The sequence below is a fragment of the Agrobacterium genomosp. 2 str. CFBP 5494 genome (assembly GCF_900013495.1).
Classification (GTDB): Bacteria; Pseudomonadota; Alphaproteobacteria; order Rhizobiales; family Rhizobiaceae; genus Agrobacterium; species Agrobacterium pusense.
Map to the genome: position 1 here is coordinate 1,119,851 of NZ_LT009719.1, position 15,694 is coordinate 1,135,544.

General features: G+C 59.0%; 11 protein-coding genes and 5 pseudogenes. 6 read left to right on the plus strand and 10 right to left on the minus strand.

Features of this window, described 5'->3' with window-relative positions:
• Window positions 1-2 precede the first annotated feature (2 nt).
• Together AGR2A_RS19980 and AGR2A_RS19985 are read right to left on the minus strand one after the other, a co-directional pair.
• Window positions 3-788 (minus strand): sugar phosphate isomerase/epimerase family protein, encoded by a 786-nt coding sequence (locus tag AGR2A_RS19980; protein WP_072493380.1) that lies wholly within the window; start codon window positions 786-788, stop codon window positions 3-5.
• Window positions 785-1,417, minus strand: a pseudogene (locus tag AGR2A_RS19985) (NAD(P)-dependent oxidoreductase); the annotation flags it as partial. The pseudogene AGR2A_RS19985 and the gene AGR2A_RS19980, both read right to left, overlap by 4 nt.
• Here AGR2A_RS19985 and AGR2A_RS19990 point away from each other — a divergent pair.
• The 3 pseudogenes from AGR2A_RS19990 to AGR2A_RS20000 all read left to right on the plus strand — a co-directional run.
• A pseudogene (locus AGR2A_RS19990) lies at window positions 1,416-2,198 on the plus strand (tripartite tricarboxylate transporter permease); the annotation flags it as partial. The pseudogenes AGR2A_RS19985 and AGR2A_RS19990 sit on opposite strands and share 2 nt — an antisense overlap.
• A 39-nt stretch (window positions 2,199-2,237) precedes the next feature.
• Window positions 2,238-2,554, plus strand: a pseudogene (locus AGR2A_RS19995) (DUF4147 domain-containing protein); the annotation flags it as partial.
• Window positions 2,455-2,865 (plus strand): annotated as a pseudogene (locus tag AGR2A_RS20000) (LysR substrate-binding domain-containing protein); the annotation flags it as partial. The pseudogenes AGR2A_RS19995 and AGR2A_RS20000, both read left to right, overlap by 100 nt.
• A gap of 254 nt (window positions 2,866-3,119) precedes the next feature.
• Here AGR2A_RS20000 and AGR2A_RS20005 read toward each other — a convergent pair.
• The 4 genes from AGR2A_RS20005 to AGR2A_RS20015 all read right to left on the minus strand — a co-directional run bounded on the left by AGR2A_RS20005 (window position 3,120) and on the right by AGR2A_RS20015 (window position 5,398).
• Complete coding sequence (locus AGR2A_RS20005; RefSeq protein WP_072493378.1) at window positions 3,120-3,611, minus strand: DUF4142 domain-containing protein; 492 nt, start codon at window positions 3,609-3,611, stop codon at window positions 3,120-3,122.
• A gap of 245 nt (window positions 3,612-3,856) precedes the next feature.
• A complete protein-coding gene (locus AGR2A_RS29670; protein WP_167378232.1) occupies window positions 3,857-4,009 on the minus strand; it encodes a hypothetical protein in 153 nt (50 codons plus the stop codon).
• Between the two features lie 142 nt (window positions 4,010-4,151).
• The gene (locus AGR2A_RS20010) at window positions 4,152-4,856 is read right to left on the minus strand and encodes an anti-sigma factor (RefSeq protein WP_072493377.1); all 705 of its coding nucleotides are present in this window, start codon (window positions 4,854-4,856) and stop codon (window positions 4,152-4,154) included.
• A complete protein-coding gene (locus AGR2A_RS20015; protein ID WP_072493376.1) occupies window positions 4,853-5,398 on the minus strand; it encodes a sigma-70 family RNA polymerase sigma factor in 546 nt (181 codons plus the stop codon). The genes AGR2A_RS20010 and AGR2A_RS20015 overlap by 4 nt, the downstream gene beginning before the upstream one ends.
• 197 nt (window positions 5,399-5,595) lie before the next feature.
• Between AGR2A_RS20015 and AGR2A_RS20020 the strand changes: the two genes are divergently transcribed.
• Entirely contained in the window at window positions 5,596-6,384 is a 789-nt protein-coding gene (locus AGR2A_RS20020; RefSeq protein ID WP_107327393.1) for a DUF4394 domain-containing protein, read from the plus strand.
• Between the two features lie 90 nt (window positions 6,385-6,474).
• Here AGR2A_RS20020 and AGR2A_RS20025 read toward each other — a convergent pair.
• The 3 genes and pseudogenes from AGR2A_RS20025 to AGR2A_RS20035 form a co-directional block, all read right to left on the minus strand.
• A pseudogene (locus tag AGR2A_RS20025) lies at window positions 6,475-7,689 on the minus strand (NAD(P)-binding domain-containing protein); the annotation flags it as partial.
• Window positions 7,690-7,807: 118 nt separating this feature from the next.
• Window positions 7,808-8,881 carry a 2,3-butanediol dehydrogenase gene (locus AGR2A_RS20030; RefSeq protein WP_072493375.1) on the minus strand — a complete coding sequence of 358 codons (1,074 nt, stop codon included), beginning with the start codon at window positions 8,879-8,881 and terminating at the stop codon, window positions 7,808-7,810.
• A 164-nt stretch (window positions 8,882-9,045) separates the two neighbouring features.
• Window positions 9,046-10,932, minus strand: coding sequence for a sigma-54-dependent Fis family transcriptional regulator (locus AGR2A_RS20035; RefSeq protein ID WP_072493374.1), 1,887 nt, complete (start codon window positions 10,930-10,932; stop codon window positions 9,046-9,048).
• Window positions 10,933-11,217: 285 nt separating this feature from the next.
• Here AGR2A_RS20035 and AGR2A_RS20040 point away from each other — a divergent pair, with 285 nt between their 5' ends.
• Window positions 11,218-12,984 carry a diguanylate cyclase gene (locus tag AGR2A_RS20040; RefSeq protein ID WP_004446011.1) on the plus strand — a complete coding sequence of 589 codons (1,767 nt, stop codon included), beginning with the start codon at window positions 11,218-11,220 and terminating at the stop codon, window positions 12,982-12,984.
• A gap of 239 nt (window positions 12,985-13,223) precedes the next feature.
• Here the strand turns inward: AGR2A_RS20040 and AGR2A_RS20045 are convergent, their stop codons facing one another.
• The gene (locus tag AGR2A_RS20045; protein ID WP_072493373.1) at window positions 13,224-14,297 is read right to left on the minus strand and encodes an NAD/NADP octopine/nopaline dehydrogenase family protein; all 1,074 of its coding nucleotides are present in this window, start codon (window positions 14,295-14,297) and stop codon (window positions 13,224-13,226) included.
• Between the two features lie 386 nt (window positions 14,298-14,683).
• Between AGR2A_RS20045 and AGR2A_RS20050 the strand changes: the two genes are divergently transcribed.
• Window positions 14,684-15,664, plus strand: coding sequence for a LysR family transcriptional regulator (locus tag AGR2A_RS20050; RefSeq protein ID WP_072493372.1), 981 nt, complete (start codon window positions 14,684-14,686; stop codon window positions 15,662-15,664).
• Window positions 15,665-15,694 lie beyond the last annotated feature (30 nt).

Sequence of the window (15,694 nt, forward strand, 5' to 3'; positions counted from 1 at the left end):
TCCTATCGCCACCAGGCGCGCGCTGCGATCAACGCGTCATCCAGACGTGGCAGTTCGGGATGCCAGTGGCGCTCCCATTCGAGACTGAGAGGGAGGTGTCGGTCATTCGATCCGACAAGCGACAGAAGATCCGCCATGGGGAAGTTACCCTGGCCTGGAAGCACGTAATGGCGTCGGCCGTCGTCTCCCATCTTGCTGTCCTTGACATGTAAATGAACGACATTGTCGACAATATCAGGCCAAAGGCGCTTGATATCGGAACCCTTGGCCCAGGTGTGATGGGTGTCCCATAATATCAGGGCATTTGGCACAAGCCTGATGAAGGTAGAGAGTTGCGTTGCATCCGCTAGAGCATCATGGGTTTCGATCATCAGATCGACATTCAGCCCCCGTGATTGCCGGTCGACTTGCCATTGATCGAGCACTGCACCTGCACGTGTCATCTCGCCGGTCGTTAACCGATTTCCGCCGTCAAATATCCTGAGATGTGCAATGCCTGCCGCTTCCGCCCACGCAATGAAGGGCTCAACGGCAGACATATCGTCGCTATCAAACAACCGGATCGATGTATTGAGGGCCGTGACCTTGAGGTCACGTTGCGCCAGAAACGCAGCAAAGATTGAAGGGCTGCCAAACTCACCCTCCAGTGCCGAAATCAGGTCGACGGAACCGCAAAGCGTGCGCAATTCCACGGACGAAATACCGTGCCGTTTCGCCAGGTCAGCGGTTTCATGCAGGTTGAGTTCAGAGCAGCCAAGCGTGGAAAAACAATAGTTGAAAGCCCTCATGCCATGCGCTCCATGTCATGTTTGCGAACGGGGTAGAGCGGTGGAAGACCCGCAACAAAGCGCTCGATTTCAGTGATTGCGACATCAGAAAGCGCGCGCAATTCATTGCCCAACGCACCGGCGATGTGTGGGGTCAGCACGACATTCGGCAAGTCGTAAAACGGGCTGTCGACCGGTAGCGGTTCGGGTTCCGGCGTATCGATCAGGATCCGCAGGCGACCGGATCGCGCCTCTGATAACAGTGCTTCGTGATCGACCAGCCAGCCACGCGCCGTATTGATGAACACCGTATGGTCGGCCATCAACGCAAGCTCTTGCGCACCAATCATGTGACGGGTTTGCGGCAGGATCGGTGCATGCAGCGAGACGATGTCGGACCATGCGAGAAGCGTATGCAGTTCCATTTTTGTCGAGCCAAGTTCCGTTGCCTCAACCGCGGACAGGAATGGGTCATAAACGCCGATTTCGAAACGGCCCCGTGTCAGCATATCGATGACCAGTCGCCCGATGCGGGAGGCACCGACAATGCCGACCTTGCGGGAATAGCTTCCAAGCCAGGGCAGGTTCATGCCACGGCGGCTGCCAAACCCACCGGTGCCGCGCTCAGCCCGGTGTTCATCTCGCAGGCGAGAGGACTTCAAACGGGCCTGGCCGGCTGTCCTTCGCGGCACGGGTGTCGGGACGTTTCTCGGCGTACTTCCGGGCGGCAGAGCCACTCTTGCCTCCTTTTGCGCCTATTCGGTCGAGAAAAAAGTATCCAAGCGTCCCCAGGAGTTCGGCGAGGGTGCCGTTGAGGGTGTCGCCGGACCGGAGGCTGCCAACAATGCCGGCGCACAGTCCTCGTTTATCCCGCTTCTGACCCTGGGCATCCCATCGAACAACATGATGGCGATGATGCTGAGTGCGTTCATCATACACGGCATCACCCCGGGACCGACGGTACTGGCAACCCAGCCGGAAATCTTCTGGGGACTCGTTGCCAGCATGTGGATCGGCAACCTGATGCTCGTCGTGATTAACCTGCCACTGATCGGCGTGTGGGTGAAGCTCCTGACGGTTCCGTATCGTCTGCTGTATCCGGCAATCCTTCTCTTTTGCTGCGTCGGTGTCTACAGCATCAACAACCGCATATTCGACGTGGTACTGGCTGCCGGGTTCGGCCTGCTGGGCTATGCCTTCCGCAAGGCCAAGTGCGAGCCGGGTCCGCTACTTCTGGGGTTCGTCCTGGGACCGTTGTTGGAAACCAACATCCGTCGCGCCCTGACAATTTCGCACGGAAACCCCAGTGTCTTCGTGGAGCGGCCGATCAGTCTGGTCCTGCTGATCGCGACAGCCGGCGTGCTTCTGCTGATGATCCTGCCGTCATTCCGCAAAACACGCGAAGAAGCGTTTCAGGAAGAAGAAGCCTGAGGCTGATCTTAAATTGAGCGACCGCTTGGCCGCTTGATCATGGCGGCAGTCGCGGACACCGGAGCGTTCCTGTCTGAATTGTTCCGCGCTGCGGTTGCTGCGGCCGATCCTGACGAAGCGATCAAGGCAAACCTTCCGCAGCAGCCGAAAGGTCGCACTGTCGTCGTGGGAGCAGGCAAGGCATCGCTGGCGATGGCACGGGCATTTGATACTCTTTGGAGGGCTCGCTCGAGGGTGTCGTGGTGACGAAGCGCGGCACAGGGGCATCCTGCGGTCGGATAGAGGTCGTCGAGGCCTCTCATCCGGTTCTGGACGGGGCAAATCTGGAGGCGTCCGGACGATTGTTGCAAGCCGTTGGAGTTTCCTTACGCCTGGAGGCATTGAAATCGTTCGTGCACGCATTGGATTCAGAGTGAACAACGGCGACATGCTGCGAGATGCGGCGATCGCCGGTCTCGGTATTGCACTCCTTCCGCTCTTCATCGCAGGACCGGACATTCGCGATGGGAAGCTCAAGATCGTCGATGTCGGCGTTCGGCCGGACGCGGAATTCGTCTTTCTTGCGCACCCCGAGGGTCGCCGTCCTTCGGCAAAACTGCGCGCACTGGCGGCTCACTTGAAAGCGTCGTTCGGGGACCCGCCCTACTGGGAGGATGGCGTGGGTTAAGGGACGCATCATAACGGCCCCGCGCGCCTGCGCCTCGTCAGAGAGTTATATATATACTAACCCGATGAAAAGTTACGTATTGATCGTCGCGGTGGCATAGGGTGGATTAGATCAAGTATCTTCATCGATCGGCCGGTTTAACGTAAGTACGTTTGCCGGCCGGGCGCAGACAAGCTGGGTCAATACAGCTCGCCGCTGAATTGTCGATGGTGATTCAAATTCCGAATGTTGAGCTGGAGTGGATCCGGTCGCTTTCACGGATTTGTCAGGCCCTGAACACGCACATTATAGGTTCGTACGGTGCCGCGCTGATTTTCAGCGTATGCACGTAGCGAGCCTGCAATTCCGGTTTTGATGAAGGCTTCGAACATCGTCTTCGCATCTTCAAGGACCGAAACCTGCGTCGATAGGTAAGCCTGGTCGAACTCACTTTGTGAAGCGGTTTCTAAAGCTCTCATCTTCTCGGCATATTCGGCGCTCAGGTCCGTCGGGACCGAGGTACCATCCTTTTTCGCAGCATCGGCGAGATCGACGAGCGCTTTCTGATGGTCGCGCATGATGTCATTAGCGAACATTTTCGTCGCGTCATCCTGCGCGCTTCTAAGCGCCAGCCTGCTCGCCTCCACTTCAAACTGATTGAAGGAAGCCGCCTCGGCAGTGAAGTCCGCGGGTGATTGCGCGTTCGAGAAAGCGGGCATTAACATCGAAAGACATAGAGCGGCGCAGCAGGCATGGAATGGCTTCATGTTAAACTCTCCCTCAATGACTATTGTGGTCAGGGCGTTGTGTTCTGGCTGCCCGGCAGCGCATTCCTGTCAGCAGGCCCCGCAGGTGCTTGGTCTTCCGTCTGCCCCCTGTCTGGTGAATTTGACGGTGCTGTATCCGGAGTCGTCCTGACGAAGTAGACGGCCACGATCAGCGCGAGAGCCACAGCCGCGGCCCCTACCAAGGGCCATATGGTTCTATAGTTCATATCAGTCTCCGCTTCCGGTTACTGTCCGTCGTAAAGCTTATGAACCTTGCGAGCTTGTTCTTGTTGCTCCTTGGCGGATAACCTGCGCTGACGCAGCAGGACATAAACGACCACGGCACCCAGCAGCAATGGGCCTCCAGCGACAACAACCAGCCAAAATACATCCGCCATAATCCGTCCTGTCAGTTCATGAGGTTGGTGCCACGACGAACCACAGACCAGGGCCAATGTTCCTGGAAATTTGGAAAGCAAGCAGATGGGACAAAAATCGCCCGTCGGATGAGGCGCTGAAGCAACGCTCAGACGGTGGATTTCATCGCGGAAATTTCGCCAGCCCTTTGGCCAAGATCGGTCCGGTCGGTCTGCCTGTCGGCGATCCTCCCGCTTGTTCGAGCGTGATCTCGTATAGCTGGTTGTCACGCGGGGTGGGCAATGCGGGTCCATCAAGGCGAGCCGAGCGAACGCCTTTCAGCAATCCGAGCGAAACAGGCCCAATTTCTCGAGACGGAAGCGTCCATACCTCTATCGTCTTATCGTTCGGCACCGCAAAGTCGGCCAGTATACGGATCATCGCCCGTTCATCGCCAAAGTCCTCGACAACCGCCTGAATATCTCCAGCCTCATTGATCAAAACGGCGACGACAAGCGGCTCCGCCTTGTGAATGAGGCTGTATCCAAGACCGATGGCAAGCAACAATGCGGCGGCAATTGACGAAAGCGCAGCGATCTTCCAGCCTTTGCTGTTATTGTCATTCGCAAGCGTGGAAACAGACATGTAGCCGGTCGCAGGCTGCGAAGTCAGCCCAGATTCAATGCGATGCCACAGGCTCTCGTTGACGGTTGCCGGTGTGATAGCGGTGTCGAGCGGCAGGAAACGCTCACGGCTTGCAGCAATCGCGGCCTTGAGTTCGGTATCTCGTTCCATGGCGTCCTCGATTTCCGCGGCGGCGGTGCCTTCGGTCAAGCCCAACACATACTCGTCAGCGAGGTTCGGTATATCCTTGCGGTCGTAGATCATCCCATGCACTCCCGAAGCGTCAGAAGCCCGCGCCTGATCCAGGATTTCGCTGTGCCAAGTGGAACGCGCAACCTTCCGGCGATCTCGCCGTGAGAATAGCCTCCAACATAGGCCATCAGAATACCGCGCCGCTTTGTATCATCGAGCGATCCCAGGCATTCGCGCAGGCGCGATTGTGTGTCCATGCGGTGCCACGCACCCATGATCGCGTCTGCCTGTTCGGCTTCCTGAAGTGCTTCTACCTCTTCGACCGAATGTTCAAGTTTGCCATCCCGCAGGAGATTGAGCGCTCTGTTTCGAACAATGGCATAAATCCATCCGCGCGCGGAGCCACGGTCCGCACTGTATTGATAAGCGTGGGTCCATATTCGGATAAAGGCTTCCTGCACGACCTCTTCGGCAAGTTCGCGACGTCCAACGATGCGTTGCGCCACGGCGACCAACCGCCCAGCCTCCTGATCGAAAATTCGGCGTAATGCCGAACGGTCACCCTTAGCGCAGGCAGCAAGCGCCTTATCCAGATCGTCCGGCCCGGAACCCATTAATATCCTTCCATGATCCAGCGGTGAAAATCGTCAGCTTTCACGAACTATACCCATCCGGCGATCAAATGGATGCATCCTGAGAATTATTTTTACGACCTGCATCCATTCGTCTCCCTTGCGGTGTCTTCAATGATGAAGGGTCAAGCGCCGAGTGCCTGACGCCTTCTCGAATGTTAAACGCACGGGAGAAAGACATGAAGACCATCCTTTTCGCACTGACCGCATCCGCCGCCTTTGCTGCCATGGCATCGACAGCCTTTTCGGCACCCGTTCTCGGGCTGACGAGTGACAAAACACTTGTCATGTTCGATACCGCGAAGCCCGCCGTTACAAAGACCATGGAAGTAACCGGCGTCGATAAGCTCGTCGGCATTGATTACCGCCCCGCCAACAAGACGGTGATCGGTGTTACTGCGGACCATCGTATCGTTACCATCAACCTTGAAAGCGGTGCTGCCACTGATCTCGCAAAAATGGACAAGACGCTGACGGTGACACAGGCTCCGATCGTCGTCGATTTCAATCCGGTGGCTGATCGTCTTCGTTTCATGACTGGCACCACCAACCACCGTGTCCATCCTGACACCGGTGCAGAGACGGTCGACGGGGTCCTGGCCTTCGAAGATGGTGACATGCACAAGGGCGAGACGCCGAACATTGTCGCAGCCGCCTATACCAACTCCATCGGCAAGCCTGAAAAGACCGCAATGTACAATATCGATGCGACGATTGGCGCCTTGATCCAGCAGACCAAGCCGAATGACGGCACTTTGAAAGCAATTGGCAAGCTGGGTTTCAAAGACAAGCCAGCCACCTATGCTTTTGACATTCAGGGCACGGAAGCCGGAAAGAACACTGCCTATCTCGCTGCAAACAAAATGCTTTACACCGTTAATCTCGACACCGGCAACGCTACCGAAGTAGGCGCTATCACCGGCACGGACAAAGAAGTCCGCGACATCGCTGTTCTTCCCGAAATGTGACACAGGAAGACGGGCGGAGGCCGATGACCAGCAATCTGCCTCCGTCCGATTTACTCTTCGAGTAATCAGGCCTCAATTGTCCTTGCGAGCTCGGTAGGGCAGCGACGCAAAGATCAGATCGGCCTTGCGCGTCGTCATGCCGCCCTGAACCGCCCGCTCGGAATAAAGATCGCCAAGGCCGATCTCCATCAGCGAGTCCGACTTGACGATATGGGTCGACGAGCGCTGCAGCATGGTGACATCGGCGCCGGCTTCCCAGAGCGCTGCGCAGATATCGTGGGCCGAGTTGTTGGAGCCGATGACGACCACCTTCTTTCCGGCATAGGCATCCGGACCCGGATGCTGGGAAGAATGCTGCTGCTCGCCCTTGAAGATGTCCTGACCGGGGAATTTCGGCACATTGGCCTTGCCCGACATGCCGGTTGCCAGCACGAGCTGCTTCGGCTTGAGGACGACCTCTCTGCCGTCGCGATCGACGACGACGGTCCATTCGCCGGTCTTCTCGTCGTATTGGGCGGATTTGCAGGTCGTGGAGCCCCAGTAATTCAGTTCCATCACCTTGGTGTACATTTCCAGCCAGTCGCCCACCTTGTCTTTTGGGGTGAATACCGGCCAGTTTTCCGGGAAGGGAATGTAAGGAAGGTGATCGTACCACACAGGGTCGTGCAGGCAGAGTGACTTGTAGCGCTTGCGCCAGCTGTCACCGGGCCGCTCGTTCTTCTCTATGATGATCGTCGGAACGCCGAGCTGGCGAAGGCGTGCGCCGAGCGCGATGCCGCCTTGGCCGCCACCGATGATGACGACATAGGGCTGGGACGTGTAACCGAGTTCCACCGCCTCGCTTTCGCGCTTTTCCTTCCAGGTCGTGCGGTTTCTGTCATGGCCGTGCTCCGCCCCCATCGGGCGGCGGAAGCCCTTCGGCTCCTCATGGCCCTTCAGTTCGGTCATGGTGGTCAATAGGGTCCAGATCAGACCATCCTTCAAACGGATATGGCCATAGCCGCGGGCAACCCCCGTTTCGAATTCGAACCAGCCTTCGGTAACGCCGCCCGCTTCGGAGGCGGCCTCCCTGGTGTCCTGCACAAAGTTGGACGGTTTGGTTGCGGCAAGCTGGCTGGAAAGCATGTCGCGGACCTGCTCGCGGCCTTCGAGGGTCTTCAGGTTCCAGGTAAAGGTCACCAGATCTCGCCAGTAGCAATCCGCCTGAAACAGGTTGGCGGCGGCGTCCACGTCGCCTTTCGCCAGCGCTCCTTCGAGCTTCGCAAGGGCCGTGTCGATCTTGGTTCCGGGGCTGATATCGAGCATTTATTCTCCTCCATGATTGCTTGGTGAGGGTCACGGAACGCCGCTGCCGGGCGTTCCGTCAAAGCCTCCAAACCGCCGCCTTCAGGGCTCCTCTCCCTTCAGGCCTTGGCCGAGACGCTTATTTTGAGAGATCGATCAGGATCTTCAGGTGGGTGCCAGCCGGATCGAGGAGGGCGTCGAAGCCCTCTTTCACGGCCGTTTCAAGCGTGACGCGCTTGGTGACAATCTTCGTCGCCGGCAGGAGGCCGGATGAGATCAGGCTGATGACACGCGGCCAGTAATGGGTCGGATAGGCCCACGAGCCTTTGACCTCGAGATCGCGGAACGTGACCTGAAACCAGTCGATCGGATTCTCATGCGGATGCAGGCCTGTCTGAACGACGACGCCCTGCTTGCGCACAGCATCCACGCATGCCTTCAGGGCGTGTTCGTTGCCGACGCATTCGATCGCAACGTCGCATCCCACCTGGCCCTCGGTCTGGGCGCGGACGACGTCGCCAACCTTTTCGCGCTTCGGATTGATGGCGACAAGGTCGGGCAGGACTTTCTTGGCAAGCTCGAGGCGGGCATCGTTCAGGTCCGAGACGAACAGCTTGGTGGCACCGGCCGCTCGGGCCGCCAGCAGCGTCAGCATGCCGATCGGGCCGGCACCCGTAACGAGAACGCTGTTACCGGCGGTGACGCCGCCACGGTCGCAGGCATAGACGGCAACCGCCGTCGGCTCGACGAGTGCGGCCTCTTCATCGGTCATCTCGTCTGGGATCTTCTGGACATTATATTCGTGAACCAGCGCGGCTTCAGCCATGCCTCCGCCATTCCAGCTGAGACCCACGAGTGCGAGTTGCGGGCTGAGATGGAAAAGGCCGCGGTCGGCGAAGTAGTCGCCGGAGCGCGGCATGACGAGAGGCTGGATCGAGACGCGGTCGCCGATGGCGACCGAGGTCACGCCTTCACCGATGGCTTCGACAACGCCGCCGAACTCGTGGCCGAGGACCTGCGGGCCGTGGGCGCCGGTAAACGGATGCGGCTCGGTCGGGATGAAGATCGGGCCATAGCTGTATTCGTGAAGATCCGTTCCGCAAATTCCGACGAAGCGGTTGCGGACGATGACCTGGCCCGGTCCCGCCTGTCTCGGCTCGGGGATGTCCTCGAGCCGCAAGTCCTTTGCGGCGTGAAATCTGAGGGCGCGCATGTTTCCTCCTTAAGGCTGCTTTTCATGCCATCAGGAGGAGCAACCGCCGTGCCAGCCGAGCCGACCGTCGAGAGGGCTGGAAATCACAGCGTTTTCAAGGAGGGTGATGACGATTGCGCCACAGCTGTGGCGCAACAGGTGTGGCGGATGCCGCAATGAATGGCTCAGTGCGGACGCTCTATACCGAACCGTCTCATCCGGCGATGGAGCGTTGTGCGATCGATACCAAGACGGCGGGCGGCTTCGGAGACGTTGGCCTTGCAACTCGTGAGGACGGCACGCAGGTCTGCTTCGACGCTTTCGCCGACGCGCACGCTGGCAGGCTGCGACAAATGATCCGGCAGGTCCGTGATCTCGATCACACCATCGTCGCACAGTGCTGCGGCAAAGGCGATGGCATTGTCGAGTTCGCGGATATTGCCTGGCCAGCGATGGTTGAGAAGCAGCAGCCTCGCTGCGCCCGATAACGTCAGGCGGCCGTCCTTCGTATTGTGTTTATGGAGCAGCTGCTCGAGGAGCCAAGGCAGATCCTCGCGTTCATGGAGCGGCTTTAGCGACAGGACGGCGGCGTTGAGCCGATAATAGAGGTCTTCGCGGAACCCGCCTGCCGCGACCATGTTGGCCAGCGATCGATGCGAAGCGGAGACGACACGGAAACCCACCTTGCGCGCGACCGAGCCGCCGACGGGGAGCACCTCGCCCTCGGCGAGAACCCTGAGCAACCGGCTCTGGGCGGCATAGGACATGTCGCCGATCTCGTCGAGGAAGAGCGTTCCGCCCTCGGCCTCCTCGATCAACCCCTTTTTCCCCTTGGCCAGTGCCCCGGTAAAAGCCCCCGGGACGTAACCGAAAAGTTCACTCTCGATCAGCTGCTCCGGAATGGCGGCGCAATTGACTGCCACGAAGCGGCCAGAAAGCCCGCTCATCTCATGAATGATGCGGGCGAGATATTCCTTGCCCGTCCCGGTCTCTCCCTGCAGCAATATCGGCAGTCTGCTGGGTGCAAGTTTGACTACCTTGCGCCTGAGGTCGTCGATCGCCGGCACATTGCCGCCGAGCCTGTTGATCGCCGGCGATCGGCCGGAAGTGCGGGCAGAGGGCACGTTGCCTGTGCGTTGCTGCGGTTCTATGGCATGGGCAAAGAGCAGCGAGCCGTCTCGAACGGCGATCCGCCGTTCCTGGGGCAGGCTGGCGCGGGTCAGCGAGGCTAACTCGTCGAGCCCCGCATGAAAGAAGTCCGTAACAGGCTGGCCGATCAGAAGCCCGGGCGTGCGCCAGTCGAGACCGCGCGACGCGGCAAGAAGCCGGGCGCCGCCGTGGGTCATGCCGGTGATGCGCCCCGCACCGTCTACGGATATCGCCGCTTCCGGATCGACGTCGAGAAACTCCGGCGCTCCCGCAAAGCGCAGGACCAGATCGTGACGGCTGTTTGCCATGAGATTGGCAAGCTCAATCCGCCGCACCGTCGACGAGACGAGATGACGCGCCATGTTCTGGCTGGCTTTCAGGATTGGCGAACTGAGGAGTGAAATGTCGAGAACGGCCGCTAATGATCCTTGCGTATCATAGATTGGGGCTGCCGTGCAGGACAGGGGTGTGTGGGTGATGTCAAAATGGTCGGTCTGGTGGATCGTCAGGACCTCGCCCGTGGCAATGCAGGCGCCCACCGCGCAGGTGCCGGCCCGGGGCTCGGACCACTCGGAACCGAGATAGAGCCCCGCTTTGCGCAGATTGTTGTTGAAGGAGGGGTCACCCAGGAATTCAACGGTGACACCAAGCCGATCCGACAACAGCAACACGTAATTCTGTTCGGCAACCTGCCGATAGAGCCGCTCGAGGCCGGAGCGGGCGATGTGTACCAGATCTTCCGCCTGCTGACGGTGTTCCCGCAGCCGTGTTTCCGAAACGATCACTGCCTCGCGCGCCTGCGCCGGGTCGAGCTGGTAGGCGTCCAGACAGCGCCGCCAGGACTCCAGGACAACGGCGTCGCGGCCCGTGTTGGTTCCCTGTCCGACCCGCTCGATTTCCTTAACGTGGTCCGTAAAACCCATCAATCACCGGCCCTCGAAGGCCGCCTCCCGTGATCTGCCACAATAACATAGCCGCAATTGTTCAGTGTGACCAATGCTTCGGCGAATGCCGGACATCATTTGGAACCTCGATCTCCGCGCGGGACGGAATGAATGATTTCCGTGGCGCTCTCGTTGACTGTCCAGTCAACTTCGGCCAGCTTGCTGAACTCTGAGCCTGCCGGCGCCGGCAATGTCGAGCACGCACCATGCAATCACAACCGGCGTCTTAATCCTCCCGCAAGCAGCGGTGTGTAGTATTAGAGAATGAGAATAAGCGCGATCACCAACTGGGCTTACGGAGTGACAGTCGTCTTGACGGCTTTGTCTGGCGCGGCCTTCATCATGTCGTCTCGCAGCGCCGTCGAAGAGCGTGTCGCGGTGGAAGAGCATCTGACGCTGGATAGTCTGGCGGAAGACCTCGCACTTGGCGCAGAGGTCCGGTCCGACGAGGCCAGGCTGTTTGTTATGCGTGGCGAAGAACGTCATCTCAACGCGTTCCGGGCCGAAGATGGAAGCGAGCGAAGCCGGGAAGCCGCAGTTGACCAGCTCTTGTCGAAAGTGCTTCCGAAGGCCGAGGTCGATGCACTGCGAAAGATCGAAACGGATGCGGACGCACTCGACAAGTTCGAGATCGCGGCGGTCGAAGCATTTCAGCGCGGTGAGAAGAGCGCTGCCCAGTCCACGTTGTTCGGCCCCGAGCATGAAAGACTGCAAGAGGATCTTCTGGCGACTGTCGCGCATTTTCGAGATTTGACAGCCGCAAGAACCGGATCGCAGTTGGCCGCGGCGCGAGCGCGTAGCGACTGGTGGAGCGTCATCGCCAAGATCATGCTGGGGCTGACGGGAGGGCTGTTCCTGGCGGTGCTCTATTTCATCCTGAGACGCCGGATCGCCATGCCATTGGTGCGAATGAGCGGGATCATCGATCGGCTTGCAAAGCAGGATTATTCCGTCGAGGTGCTGCCCGACAGTCGCCGGGACGAGATCGGCGAGATGAACACCGCGATTGAAATCTTCCGGGCGAGCGGCATCGAGCGCGATCGGCTCGACGCGGAACGACGGGCAGACCAACAGACCAAGGACCTCATCCTGCAGATGATGCACCGCCTGCAGGCCTGCCAGAACCAGGGCGAGCTTGCCAGCATCGTCGCGCGCTTTGCGCCGCAAATCTTTCCCGGCATTGCCGGCGGCCTTTATATCCTGAACGAAAGCAAGAATATCCTCAACCGCAGTTCGGACTGGCTAGCGCCTGACAATGCCGGAGACAGTTTTCCTGCGTCTGCGTGCTGGGGGATGCGCCGCGGGCGGGCGCACGCCAACGGGTTCTCCGACACCGATGTGCCGTGTCAGCATCTGGATGATCCGGATGCTATCGCTCTTTGCGTCCCGTTGACCGCGCAAGGCGACATGATCGGGCTTTTTTACCTGGAAGAAAAAGAAGGGCAGGCGCTGCACCTCGATGCGTCACGGCTTTATCTCGAACTGATTGCCGAAAATGTCGGGCTTGCCATCGCCAATCTGCAGCTGCGTGAGAAGTTGACGCTGATGGCTATCGAAGACCCTCTGACCGGGTTGTTCAATCGCCGGCATCTGGATGAAAGGGTGCAACGTTTCGCAAGCGACGAATTAAAGACACCACTTGCCTGCCTGATGATCGATATCGACCACTTCAAGCGTTTTAATGACGAATATGGTCATGATGCCGGCGACAAGGTCATGCAGTATGTGGGCCGAACGCTTCGTGACACGCTGGGCGATCACGGTGAGGCTTACCGTTATGGGGGAGAGGAATTTACCGCGCTCTTGCCGGGGATGCTCAAGGGCGACGCTGCTGGCTTGGCCGAAAAAGTCAGAACAGCAGTAAGTGCTACAGCCATCTCCCATGCCGGGAAACTTCTTGGAACCGTAACAATTTCCGTGGGTGTGGCAACCTCGCCCGAGGCCGGGCCGCTGGACACGCTGCTGGCACGGGCGGATGCGGCCCTTCTGCTCGCCAAGGCACAAGGACGCAATAGAGTTGTGGCCTCGTGAATAACCGGCAACATCCGCGTCGGGCCAATTACAGCCATGACGGAAAGCGCTCACTTAGCTATGCCGTAACGATGACTGAGCCTGCCCAGCTGCTCATGTAATCGATCCAGGACTGCGGCTCGCGTGCCAGCCCGCCGTTGCAGGAAGCCGATCTCTCTCAGGATCTGCGGATTGCCAAAGGCTCGCTGAAAGGCCCTCGGCTCCTGCCGCTCGGGATCACGGGCGGCTCCTCTGCTCCGTTAAAATCCGCTCTCGCAAAGCTCCCGCAGCTCGCTCGGACCGAGATGATCAAGTGAAAGCTCCGGCAGCAGGTCATTGTCTGCCTCCAGATTGTGTGCGACCGATGCGGTAAAGATGCGAACGCCTGCCTCGTGCAGGATCGCAGGCCGGTTGACTATGCGGCCGAGAAGCACGGTTGGGAGTAGACCGAACGGCACATCTTCGAAAATGTAGCGGCTTTCGATGGAGGAAGGGCCCATTCCGCCTCGTCCTTCACGATGCATCTGCTGGTTCATTTCGGAAACAGAGGCGAGGGGCACGTGGAAGGAGAGAGAAAAGTGTTCGCGAACTGTTTTGACCTCCAGGCCGAAGCTCTCGGCAATTGACAGTCGCTCGGCGTCGAGCGCCTCAATCAACTGACCGACCGCCGGTGTGACATGTTCGCCCTGTCCCCAACTCTCCGCCTTTTCCATCCTTGTTAGATTGAGCAATGCGATCCCGAGATGATTTTGAGGATTGAGGTTTGAGAGCGCGATGGCAAGCAAACCGTCACGTTCGACGAAGCGATCACCGAAGAGTTCAGTGCACAGGCTCCGACCCTCAGCGGCTGCCGACTTCGGCAGGGTGGCAAAGTCCACCTTCTGGCGGATGGTGTTGACGACGACGCTGCGCCCGTCGGTTTGGCGGCGGGCCGTCAGAAGCGTGGTCCCCCAAGCAATGATCGGCAGACGGAGTTGTCGTTCGGAAAGCCGCTTCGACAGATAGAGCGCTCCAAAGGAGCTATGGGAGCTGATGATGACGGTCAGTCCCGACCGCAAATGCGGCAGCGCCGCGTCGATGGCGGCACGATGACCGTTTGCGGGCATTGCGATGATGACCGCATCTGCATCCGCAATGGCGGTCTCGCAGGTTGCCGCGACCTCGACCGGACCGACGAAGTCCAACGCACCGGTAGCGATGAGCGGTTCGCCTTCCGACAACGGCTTGGCACTGCGGCCGGAGGGCGACCATAGGCACGGATGATGCCCCGCATTGGCGAGGAAAGCCGCCATGCCATAAGCAATCGAACCCGCACCGAGAATGGCTATCCGCATGTCATCTGTCCTTTCGGTTGTAGGAGTGGACATGGCGCCACCCTCTGGTCTCTATCTTTCGCGTAGAACACAAACCGGTTCTGTACATTGCCTGCCGATCGTTGCGCAAATGCATCATTTTTTCTGGCGCGCCAGAGCTGTGTTTGCGGTTCCCCTGCCTCATTTATCTGCGCGCCTGCCTACGCCCTCAGCAAATTCTGGCTCCTTCCAGTAAATGCATGTGCTGCACGACCAAAAGCCACGTCCCGAGGCTTAATTTTCTGCACAGTTCGAAGTCAGCAAGCCATCTTTTTCATCTTCCGCGTCCCAAACGAAAAATTCTCTTTTGTCACTAGCAGACATCATGCGTTTAATGCACATTAAATTTGTCATAATGCAAAGGATGCATGATAGCGATGGAGATACGCGAACTGGAGGCATTTCTTGCGGTTATGTCCGCAGGCAGCATCACCGGTGCTGCGCGCCTGCTTGACCGTTCGCAATCCCAGGTCACACGTCTTATTCAGGACCTTGAAACGTCGCTTGGATTTCCGCTGTTTGATCGCAATGGCCCGCGCATAACGCCGAGTGACAAGGGGATTGCTTTTCATTCTGAAGCGGAACGCTTCATCAGCGGCATCGAGCATCTGCGCAATCGAGCGCAAAGGATCAGTCTCAAGGAGCCCGAACCGGTCGAGATCGCCGCTACGCCTGCTTTTGCCACGGGTATGGTGCCGCTTGCTCTCGCCGAGCTACCGGAAGCCCTTCTTCCGCATACGGTCTTTTTAAGAAGCATGCCTGCCGAAGCCGCCGTTCAGGCGGTGCTGGGGCGTACCGCCGATTTCTGTGTGACGTCGCTCCCGGCCGAACAGCCCGGCCTCGAAGCGCACGGATATTTTCAGGGCCGCTGTGCAGCCGTTCTGTCCGTTCACGATCCGCTGGCCGCCAAGGATGTCATTTCCGTCGCCGACCTGGCCGGCCAAACAGTCATTACGCTTGCTAATCCGTTCCGTCTGCGTCGCCGGGTGGACAAGGCTCTGCAGGAGGCAAATGTTCGCGCACAACGGATCATAGCGACGAGCGCGGCGATGAGTGCGGTGCAGATCGCTTCGACCGGGATGGGGATTGCGATTGTCGAACCGGCAACCGCTTACGGTCCCCTGACCGCGGGCGTGACTGTGCGACCGCTCGACGTCGACATCCCGTTCCTCTGGGGAATCTTCTCGGCAACAGCGCGCCCGCTGTCGGCCACTGCCCAGGAGCTGATCCAGTTGATCATCCGTGTTGCTTCCGCACGCATGCCCGATTTCACCGCTCACGATCCTGGCGCATCAGGACGTGTTGCGGATGTCACCTATGGGGGAACCGTCGAAGGAGACGTTCCCTAAAAATGCAAGTGCTCTGCCTATCAAACCGGT

Excerpts from the sequence above, each read along its gene's own strand:
- AGR2A_RS19980 (WP_072493380.1), bottom strand. The coding sequence starts at position 788 with ATGAGGGCTTTCAACTATTGTTTTTCCACGCTTGGCTGCTCTGAACTC.
- AGR2A_RS20005 (WP_072493378.1), bottom strand. The coding sequence starts at position 3,611 with ATGAAGCCATTCCATGCCTGCTGCGCCGCTCTATGTCTTTCGATGTTA.
- AGR2A_RS29670 (WP_167378232.1), bottom strand. The coding sequence starts at position 4,009 with ATGGCGGATGTATTTTGGCTGGTTGTTGTCGCTGGAGGCCCATTGCTG.
- AGR2A_RS20010 (WP_072493377.1), bottom strand. The coding sequence starts at position 4,856 with ATGATCTACGACCGCAAGGATATACCGAACCTCGCTGACGAGTATGTG.
- AGR2A_RS20015 (WP_072493376.1), bottom strand. The coding sequence starts at position 5,398 with ATGGGTTCCGGGCCGGACGATCTGGATAAGGCGCTTGCTGCCTGCGCT.
- AGR2A_RS20020 (WP_107327393.1), top strand. The coding sequence starts at position 5,596 with ATGAAGACCATCCTTTTCGCACTGACCGCATCCGCCGCCTTTGCTGCC.
- AGR2A_RS20030 (WP_072493375.1), bottom strand. The coding sequence starts at position 8,881 with ATGCGCGCCCTCAGATTTCACGCCGCAAAGGACTTGCGGCTCGAGGAC.
- AGR2A_RS20035 (WP_072493374.1), bottom strand. The coding sequence starts at position 10,932 with ATGGGTTTTACGGACCACGTTAAGGAAATCGAGCGGGTCGGACAGGGA.
- AGR2A_RS20040 (WP_004446011.1), top strand. The coding sequence starts at position 11,218 with ATGAGAATAAGCGCGATCACCAACTGGGCTTACGGAGTGACAGTCGTC.
- AGR2A_RS20045 (WP_072493373.1), bottom strand. The coding sequence starts at position 14,297 with ATGCGGATAGCCATTCTCGGTGCGGGTTCGATTGCTTATGGCATGGCG.
- AGR2A_RS20050 (WP_072493372.1), top strand. The coding sequence starts at position 14,684 with ATGATAGCGATGGAGATACGCGAACTGGAGGCATTTCTTGCGGTTATG.